This is a genomic window from Bradyrhizobium oropedii (assembly GCF_020889685.1).
Taxonomy (GTDB): Bacteria; Pseudomonadota; Alphaproteobacteria; order Rhizobiales; family Xanthobacteraceae; genus Bradyrhizobium; species Bradyrhizobium oropedii.
This window is the reverse complement of the sequence record NZ_JACMYO010000241.1, coordinates 1-10,781: the sequence shown is the minus strand read 5'-3', so window position 1 is coordinate 10,781 and position 10,781 is coordinate 1. Positions and strand designations below refer to the sequence as shown.

Annotated in this window: 9 protein-coding genes and 1 pseudogene; 2 read left to right on the top strand and 8 right to left on the bottom strand. The window is 59.9% G+C overall.

Annotated elements, in window-relative coordinates; translation table 11 throughout:
- Nucleotides 1-161: 161 nt before the first annotated feature.
- The 3 genes from H8A95_RS38365 to H8A95_RS38355 are packed head-to-tail and all read right to left on the bottom strand — an operon-like array spanning nucleotide 162 to nucleotide 3,250.
- A complete protein-coding gene (locus H8A95_RS38365) occupies nucleotides 162-872 on the bottom strand; it encodes a class I SAM-dependent methyltransferase (protein WP_229187789.1) in 711 nt (236 codons plus the stop codon).
- Nucleotides 873-878: 6 nt separating this feature from the next.
- On the bottom strand, nucleotides 879-1,649 hold the full coding sequence (rfbF, locus tag H8A95_RS38360; protein ID WP_229187788.1) for a glucose-1-phosphate cytidylyltransferase: 771 nt from the start codon (nucleotides 1,647-1,649) through the stop codon (nucleotides 879-881).
- 53 nt (nucleotides 1,650-1,702) lie between these two features.
- Complete coding sequence (locus H8A95_RS38355; protein ID WP_229187787.1) at nucleotides 1,703-3,250, bottom strand: class I SAM-dependent methyltransferase; 1,548 nt, start codon at nucleotides 3,248-3,250, stop codon at nucleotides 1,703-1,705.
- On the opposite strand from H8A95_RS38355, the gene H8A95_RS38350 reads away from it, so the two are divergent.
- A complete protein-coding gene (locus tag H8A95_RS38350; RefSeq protein WP_338028050.1) occupies nucleotides 3,137-4,294 on the top strand; it encodes a Gfo/Idh/MocA family oxidoreductase in 1,158 nt (385 codons plus the stop codon). The genes H8A95_RS38355 and H8A95_RS38350 overlap by 114 nt on opposite strands.
- Here the strand turns inward: H8A95_RS38350 and rfbG are convergent.
- The 5 genes from rfbG to H8A95_RS38325 form a co-directional block, all read right to left on the bottom strand.
- On the bottom strand, nucleotides 4,291-5,367 hold the full coding sequence (rfbG, locus tag H8A95_RS38345; protein WP_420839522.1) for a CDP-glucose 4,6-dehydratase: 1,077 nt from the start codon (nucleotides 5,365-5,367) through the stop codon (nucleotides 4,291-4,293). The two genes, H8A95_RS38350 and rfbG, sit on opposite strands and share 4 nt — an antisense overlap.
- Nucleotides 5,368-5,386: 19 nt before the next feature.
- Nucleotides 5,387-6,388: a glycosyltransferase family 2 protein gene (locus H8A95_RS38340; protein WP_229187784.1), complete on the bottom strand. Its 1,002-nt coding sequence runs from the start codon at nucleotides 6,386-6,388 to the stop codon at nucleotides 5,387-5,389.
- An 86-nt stretch (nucleotides 6,389-6,474) separates the two neighbouring features.
- Nucleotides 6,475-8,145, bottom strand: coding sequence for a glycosyltransferase family 39 protein (locus tag H8A95_RS38335; protein ID WP_229187783.1), 1,671 nt, complete (start codon nucleotides 8,143-8,145; stop codon nucleotides 6,475-6,477).
- A 652-nt stretch (nucleotides 8,146-8,797) separates the two neighbouring features.
- Nucleotides 8,798-9,430: a molybdenum cofactor guanylyltransferase MobA gene (gene mobA / locus H8A95_RS38330; RefSeq protein ID WP_229187782.1), complete on the bottom strand. Its 633-nt coding sequence runs from the start codon at nucleotides 9,428-9,430 to the stop codon at nucleotides 8,798-8,800.
- On the bottom strand, nucleotides 9,423-10,307 hold the full coding sequence (locus H8A95_RS38325) for a formate dehydrogenase accessory sulfurtransferase FdhD (RefSeq protein WP_229187781.1): 885 nt from the start codon (nucleotides 10,305-10,307) through the stop codon (nucleotides 9,423-9,425). Before H8A95_RS38325 ends, mobA begins: the two co-directional genes overlap by 8 nt.
- Before the next feature lie 196 nt (nucleotides 10,308-10,503).
- On the opposite strand from H8A95_RS38325, the pseudogene H8A95_RS38320 reads away from it, so the two are divergent.
- Nucleotides 10,504-10,781, top strand: a pseudogene (locus H8A95_RS38320) (molybdopterin molybdotransferase MoeA); the annotation flags it as partial.

The window sequence follows — 10,781 nt, the reverse complement described above, 5'->3', positions numbered from 1 at the left end:
CTAGTGTGCTGAATGCGAAGTTCGTGCGATTTCGCGGCAGCCGCTTTCACGAACTTCGCATTCATAAAGCACACTAGAATCATAAGTTTGCTAGTGTCCTTATCGAACCCGAAGTTCGTTCCGAAAGTGCGGCAAATGATGCGAACTTCGGATTCGGGACACTAGTGATTGGTACCAAGCGTGTAATACTGCGCGCCAAACGGTAGCAAGGAAAAGAGCCGGTCAACTCTGCGGAGCAGGGGGCCGGCCGCAGGCACCGAGAAGATATATCGCGTGCTGATATCGTCGAAGCCGGCACCCTCGAGAAGTGCTTCGGAATCGCGTCGTTTCAACAACACCGCGTCCTTGTCAAATTCACAGGTGTTGACGATGCGCCGGGTCACGGGATTGAACGGATTGTGCTCGAAGATCGCGAATAAGCCTCCGGGACGCAGTACCCGGCGTATGTCAGCAACCAGCGCCGGCCGCTGTGGGACCGGGACGTGATGAAACACGTTGATCGCGAACACGCAGTCAAATGACTGGTTGCCAAACGGAAGATGAGTGCCGTCGAAGACTTCGTAGCGGATACCAGGGTTGCGTTGACGTGCCACCGCGATACTGGCGCCCGAAACGTCGACCCCCGAAATCCCGCCGACCCGATCTGTCAATTGCTTGTGGGCATTGGCAACGCCGCAGCCGACGTCGAGCAGTTTGGCTTTGGCTGCGCCGCCCTGACGTGTGTCGAGGATATCGACCAGATAGTCATTCTTAACGCGCGCGAAGAAGTCGATATCGAGGCCCGAAAAATTCAAGGCCTTGTTGATCTCTTCATTGTAGTTCGCCGTATACGCGTCGAACTCGGCGCGGTTGATATCGTCAGGCTGTGTCATCGGTTGTCACCATAGCTTCCAAGGTGCGGAACCTGATGCCCACATCTCTTCGAGCTCGCGTTTCTCCCGTAGCGTATCCATCGCCTTCCAGAAGCCCGGATGGCGGTAGGCCATCAATTGTCCGTCGGCCGCCAGCCGTTCCAGCGGTCGACGTTCCCAAACCGTCTCATCGGCGTCGATATAGTCGAGGACGCGCGGTTCGAGAACGAAGAAGCCGCCATTGATCCAGCCCATTTCGGCGTCGGGCTTTTCGTGAAACCGCGATACGGCATCGTGCTGATCCATGTCGAGAATGCCGAAACGGCCAGGTGACGGGACTGACGTCACCGTCGCGAGCCTCCCATGCCTGCGATGGAATGCGATCACCTGGGCGATATCGAGATTTGCGACGCCGTCGCCGTAGGTGAGACAGAAGGTTTCATCCAGGTACGGAGCAACACGTTTGATGCGTCCGCCAGTCATGGTATTCAGGCCGGTATCAATGATCTTCACCGTCCAGTCATCGAGCGATTTGGGGGTAAGGTATCGAACTTCGCGCGTGGCGGTGTGAATCTCGATGTCGTTGGTTTCGAGGAAGTAGCTGGCGAAATAGTGCTTGATCATCGATGCCTTGTAGCCCGCGCAGATGACGAAATCATTCAGCCCGGCTGCTGCGTAGAGCTTCATCACGTGCCACAAAATCGGCCGTCCGCCGATTTCGACCAGCGGCTTGGGGACGAGATCGGTTTCCTCGGAAAGACGTGTGCCGAACCCACCAGCGAGAATGACCGCTTTCATGTCTTGGCTCTCAGTTCGCCGCATCGGGGCGCAGTTGAGTTGTATCGGTGGTCTCACGCGCCGGGCTGAAAATCCTGCTGGCTCAGAATGTCGATCACCGGACCATCATAGCCAGCGTCTTTGAGATAATTGCGTATCTCGACCGGAATGTGCCACGCCAGATTGAGCAATGGATTGGCGCCCCGCGGGGCCTTGAGCAGATCATCGTCGGAGCCGATCGGGATTCTCGTGCCGGGCAGGTAATGGCCGATCTTCATTGAACCGGGCTTCTCATGAACGATCGAAATCGAGTCGTTGTCGAGCGCCAACAGTTTGATCAGGATGGCGGCGCGGCCCGGGAACGCTTTGCCGCGAAGGGGACCATTTTTCTGTACGAGAGTCCGCAACTCCTGGCTCTTCTTGTCGCGCCAGCGTGTCACGCCGCTGCGCAGCGTCGCGAAGTCCAGGCCGAACTGGGCCTCCTTGGCTTCGAGTTTCTCGATAGCCGCGGCGTCGACCGCGGACGCCTGTTTGCCCGCAAAAATACGAATGTTGCCGCCGTACCGCGCGGGAAACTGCACGTCGATCAGATTGAGACCGAGCGCACGGGCGATGAAGACGAACGAGCGGTAGCTGTATGTACGCGGATGCTCGTGATAGAAAGTGTCGAACTGATTGGTGAGCAAAACCGATCCGAGATAGTGGTTCTCGATCACCAGGATGGTGTTTTCGCCGATCAGGCGCTTCAGCGCAGCGATTACGCTGCCGAGGTCTTCGATATGCGCGAACACGTTGGTGAAGGTGATGAAGTCCGGCTTGCCATGCTTGGCGATGATCTGCTCCGCCGTTGCTTCGGTGAAGAAATCATGGATGGTCGAGTGTCCTTTTGCCGCACAATCCTGCGCGGCTGAGGTCGGCTCGACACCGATGGTTATGGCGCCCTTTTCACGGAAGAAATCGAGCAGGCTGCCATCGTTGCAGCCGACATCAACGACCTTCCTGCCGGCGACCAGGCCGAAGCGCTGCTCGCAGGAATCGGCCAGGCTCTTCATTCCGGAAAGCACGTCGGCGGTGAAGCGCGACCGGTAGTGATAGCTTTCGGGAAACAGCTCGCGTTTGGGAACCTGAAAGCGCTGGTGTGCGGTCCGGCAATTGTCGCAAAAGAGGATTTCGATCGGGTACTCGGCGCATGTCCGCGAGCTTCCGGTCGCAACCAGATCGTCGCACATCGGGTGGGCCCCGAGATCCAACACGGGAGCCAAGGTGCGGTTGCCGCACACCTCGCAATGGTCGATCTCATTCGCCGGCACGATTGTCGAATTCATTCGGGATCCATGTGACAAGTTATTACGGCGCGTATTGTCGCATCGAAGCCGCCGTACCCTGAAATACGCGGTGACTTTGCGTATCGGGCTCCGTTTGTCAAAGGCTAAGGTCGGCGGCTTTCCCTGGTGGGTCTTGTGCGCCGGCAGCGTCTCGCGTTCGGCGGGTTGCCAGAACCTGCGCGGATGGCTAGGGCGATAGCGATGAAGATATCGGTCATCGGCGGCGGGCGTTGGGCCCGAACGATCGCTTCGGTACTGTGCGGGCTTCCCGGCCGCGCAGACCAGATCACCATGCACTCGCCGAGCAATGCCGTCGGCCTCCGGGCGTGGGCTGCGCAATCGCAATTTGTCGGCCGGTTGAGCGCTCAGGACACCTGGCCGAGCGCTGGAGCCGGCTCGAAGCGGCCTGATGCCGTCATCGTCGCCAACCGCGCGGAAGACCATTTCGAGGCTGCGGCTGGTGCGCTGGTGAGCGGTATCCCAGTATTGGTGGAAAAGCCTGTGGCACTCTCACGTCGCAGGATCGAGGAACTCAACAGCATCGCAACGGCCAGGAGTACGGCGTTCGGGGGCAGCCACGTCTTCTTGTTCGCGCGATACGTCGAGGCCTATGCGGCCTCGTTGGCCCCGCTTGGCCGCCCGCGGAGCCTCCGGATGATTTGGACCGACGGCCCTTCGGACATCCGTGGTGGGGAAGCCAAGAGCTACGACCCTGCTGTGACACTGTTCGATGATGTGCTGCCCCACATCGTGCCCTTGGTCGGCGAATTGCAGTTCCGCGATCTCGCGCTCGTTGCGCTGGATGTTCGACGGGGCGGCGCGCGTCTGGCGATCGAAGCGCAGGCCAACGGGCTGCCGGTTTCCTTGCTCATTGCACGCAACGATCAAGGCCGGCAGCGCCGGATCGAAGTCGAGACCGAAAAGGGCGTTGCTGTGCTCGATTTCGCTGACGAGCCGGGCGCCATCGATATTGCAGGAACGCGCGTGAACGGCGACCCGCAGTGGACCACGGCGCTCCGGCCACTGGGAACAATGCTTTCCGCGTTCATCGCCGCTGTGGAAGGCGCACCACTGGATCCTCGTTTGTCGCCGGACTGGGCCATCGCATCTGCCGCATTCGCCGAGGCCGTTCGCGGCCGCTACCTCGCCCATCAGGTCGAATGGTTGGCGACGCGCTTGGGCGAACCGCTCGATACCGAGCTGCTCTATGCGCTTGCGGAATTCGGCAGCAACGAAGCCGGGAACGCCGACAGCATCTCAAAGGCCTGGCCGACGATTGCTGATCAGGCCGAACTGAAGATGTTCCTGGCCCGAAGTCGGCTATTTTTCGATGCAGGCTAGGTCCCGTACCGCGAAATCTGCGCACGCGTAAGTTCGAGCGCGTCCTTGCCGTTCGCGAAATCCGCATACCATTGCGCCGTCCACGCAATCGTCTCGTTGGCGTCGAGCCGCGGCCGCCATTGCAACGTCTTGGCAGCCAGAGCGCTGTTGATCCGCAGTGTCTGCTTTTCCGGTGGGAATGAGCCCGACGCCTGCTTCCAGGCCTGTCCATTGCCCAGTCCTTCGCCGATCGCCGCCGCCACCTGGGCGACCGACATTGATTCATCCGTCAACGGGCCAAAGTTCAGGGAGGGTGGATCGGCCGCACCTCTGTTGGCGAGATATTCGGCAAAGCCAAGGTAGCCGGTGAGGCAGTCAAGTACATGCTGCCAGGGCCTGGTCGCCGCAGGATAGCGCAGTTCAACCGGCACGCCTTTTTGTGCGGCCCTGTAGACGTCGGGAACGAGTCGGTCGCTGGAAAAATCGCCGCCACCAATCACGTTGCCGCCGCGCGCCGAGGCCAGAGGCACCCCGAGCGGTGCAAAGAAGCTCTCGGCGTAACTCCGGACCACGATTTCGGTCGCGCCCTTGGACGCGCTATAGGGATCTGAGCCGCCTAGCGGGGCGCTCTCGGGAAACGCCAGGCCAGTCTCCGTATTCGCATAGACCTTGTCACTGGTAACGGTCAGAATCGCCTGCAATCCCGGGCTGGCGCGCAGTGCTTCCAGCAAGTTCACCGTACCCATGATATTGCTGGCGAAGGTTCCGACCGGGTCGCGATAGCTTTCCCGAACCTGCGCCTGTGCAGCCATATGCAAAACGATCTCGGGTTCGGCGGTTTTGCAAATTTCGGTCACCGCCGCCATGTCGCGCAGATCGGCATGGCGGCTGTCGATCGCTACGCGTTGCCCGATGGTTTGCCAAAGATTAGGTTCGGTCTGAGGGGCTAAGGAAAACGCGGTTACCTTCGCGCCGAGATCGGCCAGCATCACACTGGCCCAAGCGCCCTTGAAACCGGTATGCCCGGTCAAGAGGATGCGGCGGCCGCGCCAGAAGCTCGGGGTCAAATTCGCTCTTCCCGCCGCGGCGTACATGATGTGAAAATTGCTGACGTCATTGTTTGCTCTGTTCTGCGGAGATATTGGCGGCGGTCTCGACCGTCACCAGCGGCCTGAAGCGGACCTGCTGATAGATACGGCTCACATATTCCCCGATAATGCCAAGGAAGATTGCATTCAGGCTGATCCCAAACAACATAACGACAATGAGCGTCGCAAAGCCGCTCGGCCACGATTTGCCCCGCAGCAGCGCCTCGACGACATAAAACAGCCCCAGCAGAAAGACGGCGACCGAGATCAGGAGGCCGGCATAGGATGCAAGCCGCAGCGGAAGAACCGAGTGCCCGATGATCCCGTCAAGGGCAAAGCCGACCAGCTTCCGCACCGGGAATTTGCTGCGGCCGTGTATCCGCTCTGTCCGGTCGTAGGGAATGCCGGTCTCGCGCGCGGCAAATGAAGATATGACGCCGCGGACGTACGGGTTGTAGTCGTTCAGCTCCTTGAGGCGGTCGATCACGGAGCGGTCGACCAGGCGGAAGTCGCCGGCGTCGCGGGTGATTGGATCATCGGAAATGTGGGTGAGCAGCGCGTAAAATGCGCGGCGACCGAGCGTGAGCAGTCTTGCTTCCTCGCGGCGCCGGCGCAAGCCCACGACCACATCATGGCCCTTTTCCCAAAGCGCAATGAATTGCGGAATCAATTCCGGCGGATCCTGAAGATCGCAATCAATCTGAATCGCTGCATCACCGGATGCGTTTCGGTAGCCGGTCAGCAGCGAGCGCTGAAAACCGTAGTTGCGCGTGAAGCGGATCACCTTGACCCTGCGGTCGATCTTGGCAAGTGCAGCGAGATGTTCGAACGTTCGATCCTCGCTGTGATTGTCGGTGAAAACAAACTCCAGATCGTATTGGGGCAGGTCTTTGAAAATAGTAGTCAGCGCGGCGTAGGCGCGATCTACATTGGCTTCTTCGTTGTAGACCGGCATGACGAGGGAGATCAGCCGTCTCCGTGTGTTCGGCTCTCGCTCAGATGTACCCGTATCGACGTTGCTGCTCATGTCAGGTCGTTGCTGTTAGTGCAAACGAGATTTCTAGGTGAGCCGGTCAAGATATGCAACTCTTGGAACGAATGGCCGCACGGGCGTCAGTGTTGGTCGTCAGAAGGTTTGTTGGGCTTTCGCTTATAAATCTTCAGGGTCGGTCCGACGCGCGGTTTGTCGATCGGCTGCCAAATCCCCTCCAAGAGGGCGAGCGAGGATCTCACCCGAGCTTCAAGGCTTCGCCATGGTGTGAGATGTGCCGGCGAGGAGGCCTTCGCCCTGCTGGACTCGGGAGCGATTTCTTTGACGAAGGTAATTCCCTCCGCTGCGGTCGGGCCGGGTGCCGGGGTTGGAATCAGAGCTTGGTACATCAGCATCGAAAACGGATTGGGATCGTCGGCAGCGAGGTGTTGAGTCTCGATCAGTTTGGCGTAGTGCGGGCTTCCATAGAGACTGCTCGAAAGGACGATATATTCGGGATCGAGAGCATTGACGCCGCTCCACGTCAACACGCCTCCATACATCTTGGCGTTCTTGAATATCTTTGGATCGAAGTAGCCAAGATCATCGAAAACTATACGGGCATCGGGCGGTATACCGCCTTTGGCAGCCCAGTCGTTCAGTGCCAACAAGGTGTTATCGCGATGGCGTAGCGCGAGCGTCTGGTTGACCAGTGCAAAGACGTGGTCGGTGCCGAGGTATAGCGTTGCAAGGAAAACGAAGGTGAGTGTGATTGGACGTGCCAGGCGCCCGAACGGCTTCGCGAGAATAAACCTCAGCCATGTTACGACGAAATCGAAGCTAAGCATCGCCATCAGAGGCAGCGCGACCAAAAGGTATCCAACAACGACCCAAAGCTTGCCGAGAAGAGCGTAGTAGGCAATCTGAGACAGCGAGAGTATAGCGGCCAGGAAGAGGGCTCGTTTGCGCGTCGTTGAGAAGCCGCCGCTCAGCCCGTGCAGCAATCCTGCCACAGCCAACGCTGAACCAAGCGGGCCAACGTAGTCATAGATGGCCTTCATCCAATCCCAGGGCGTGAAGGTCCCCAGGGGGCCACCCGAGCTGCCGACGATCTGCCATTGTGCGACCCAGGAGTCGAAGTAGTAGGGCGTGATGACTGCGTAAGGATTCGTACCGAGCCACCCCAGCAGGGCGGTTGCTCCGAGTACGGCAACTCGCTGGGCAATGACTTTCTTGTCCCATTGGTGAGCGCCTGTCGCACGAATTCCCATCAAGAGCGCAGCTGTTGCTAACGGTACCGTCCACGGTCCTCCAAACTTCGTCCCCTGCACCAGACCACAAACCATCCCCAAGGCGGCGAGGCTTGAAAGAGACCCGTCACCTGAATGGCGCAGTGCAAGTCCGAGTGCCAGGAGCCCGAAATAGATCTGAAGCGTATCCGGATGAATAATCGTCATGTAGTAGATAAAATTGCCATCCGTCAGCAAGGCGGCGCAGGATAGTACTCCGACAACAACACCCGCATGCCTCTTTGCAAAATTGTAGACGAAAAGCAGGCTCATTAACGCGGCGAGCATCGATATCGTTCTGAGGATAATGGGAGCAGTTGGAAAGGCAGGGAGTCCAACCAGGTGCGCCGTCGCGTAGAAGGGAAAGGCGATGTCGAACATCACCGCGCCGTAGTAGACGATGTTGTTGTATCGAAGCGTTCCCCAATATGCCGGGATTTTCTTGAAGGCTTCGGCTGTCGGATCCAGGTAGTTGGCGGGGTTGCCGAAGGGCTTTGCGGCCGTACCATCGAGTGCCAGCGTCATCCATGGTTCATCGTTGGAGAAAGCTGCCAGCAATTGAGGGTTATCAGTGTTGCGTGGAACAAGCGAACCGATACCGATCAAACCCAAGATAAGAATGGGTGCGATATATCGATCCAGGTGGGCATGATCGCAAACAACCTGTAGTATAATCCGAAAGGGAAGTATCCAAGCCAACGTTCTTCGCAAAGCCTTCTCTCCCGGGGCGCTGAATGGGCTATCGCAGCTTGTTTGCCGTTCCGCAAGACGTTCGCGCGCTTCATTCAATGGGTGTCCAGTGACGTCTGACACTATGGCCGCGGAAGATCTCTTTCGTTCGGTTTGTAGCTTGGAAACGGGTAGCTTGCGCTTATACCTTCGTCTCCGTCATAAGCCCGCGGAGTGAAACAGCGGAGCTCCTTCGCGACCTCATTCGCAGGCGCTGCAAAATCTCCGGAGCGTGTACAGGCAGTTCGTGATCTGTCACAAAAATGTAACGACCGAGCCGGGGCCTCCTTTCATTTTGAGAAGGGGAGAACCCTCGGATGTTCAATTCAATCGCTACGTCGCAAACTTGCGGCGCCATCGTCCGGCGCTTGATCGCGGGGGCCCGTGTTGCTTGCGGTGCATCCGATGTTATCGCAGACCGTCAGCAATCCGCTGGCGAACGAGCGGCTCAGCCTCCGTCAAGCGCGGCGAGGCGGTCGGCTTCCGCGATGTCTTCAACGGTGTTGGCGTTGAAGAACGGATCGAGCGGTTCGGTCGGCCATTCCACGGTTGCGAGTGGGTAGCGCGCGGTCCAGCGATCGATCTTGCGTACGTCTTCCTTGACCAGCGCGTGGCGCAATTCGCTCCGCAGGCGCACGCTCCAGAGGCCGATGACCGGATGCGTCTGCCCGCCGGATGAGGCGACCGCGAGCTCGGCATTCTCGGCTACGCGCGCTTGCTCCAGGCGTGTGACGAGATCGCGCGGAAGAAACGGACAGTCGCCCGCCGCGCTCAGCACCCATTTCGCGTCCGGCCGGTTGGCTGCGGTCCAGTCGAGCGCGGCCAGGATGCCGGCGAGGGGGCCGGGATAGTCGGCGACATCGTCGGCAACGACGGGAAGGCCGAACGCGGCGAAGCGCGCGGGATCGCCATTGGCGTTGATGATCAGCCCGCCGCATTGTGGCGCGAGACGGTCGATCACCCGTTGCAGGATGGTGCGGCCGGCGATCTTGCGCATCGGCTTGTCGCCGCCGCCCATTCGCCGCGCCAGCCCGCCGGCGAGCAGCACGCCCGGGATGCCAGTCCCCGGGATCTCAGTCATTGTCGGTCTCGCCCTTGCGCTTGTGACGCATCGATTCCTCTTCGACATAGTCGAGGTTCTGGTCGTAGACGATCCGCCCCTCGCCCGACAGCGCGATGAAGCGCTTGCCGCGGGCGCGCCCGACCAGCGTCAGTCCTACCTGCCGCGCCAGACCGACGCCCCATGCGGTGAATCCGGAGCGGGAGACCAGGATCGGGATGCCCATCCGCACCGTCTTGATCACCATCTCGGAGGTCAGCCGCCCGGTGGTGTAGAGAATCTTGTCGGCCGGATCGACATTGTGGCGATAGATCCAGCCCGCGATCTTGTCGACGGCGTTGTGCCGGCCGACATCCTCGGTGTAGCAGACCGGCGTGCTCTCCTTGCACAGCACGCAGCCGTGAATGGCGCCCGCTTCCAGATAGAGCGACGGCATCGTGTTGATGGTGTGCGTCATCTGGTAGAGCCAGGAGGTCCGCAGCTCGGCCTTCGGCAGCGCGACCTTCTCGACGGCTTCGAGCAGGTCGCCGAACGCGGTGCCTTGGGCGCAGCCCGAGGTCTGCGTGCGCTTCTTCAGCTTCGCCTCGAAATTGGTGTGGTGCGCGGTGCGCACCACGACGACCTCCAGATCGTCGTCATATTCGACCTCGGTGACGACGTCGTCGTATTTGAGCATGTTCTGGTTCAAGAGGTAGCCGAGCGCGAGGTATTCGGGATAGTCGTTGATCGTCATCATCGTGACGATCTCCTGCGCGTTGAGGTACAGCGTTAGCGGCCGCTCGACCGGCACCCTGATCTCGGTCTGCGCGCCGGTCTGATCGATGCCTGTGACGCGTTCGGTCAGTCGCGGGTCGTCCGGATCTGGAACGATGATGGGAGCGGCGGTCTTCTCGGTCACTGATTGACGTCCCGACGGGTTCACATGGTAACGCAGCTGGGGATATAAGCACGATCGGAGACCGACTGGCCACTTTCCGCCGGGTTGCGGGAACTGCCACGGATTGGTCATCGATCGGTCCGGCATTTAGGATAACGCCGCAGTTCGCGATCCAGGTTGAGCAGACCTTGTCGGTAGCCGAGGACTGAGGGACAAAATGGCGCAGCTTTCGGATGACTGCTTCGCATTCGGCGGACCGATGATGTCGGTCGACGAGGCCGTCGCGATCATTGCCTCGCGCGTCAAGCCCGTCGGCGAGACGGAGACCGTTGCCCTGGTGAACGCCGATGGACGCATCCTCGGCCGTGACGTTGCCGCGCCGCTGCCGCTGCCGCCTTTCAAGAACTCCGCCGTCGACGGCTACGCGGTATCAGGTGCTGATCTGCCGGCGAGCGGCGAGCGCACGTTTCCGGTCGCCGGGCGTGTGCAGGCGGG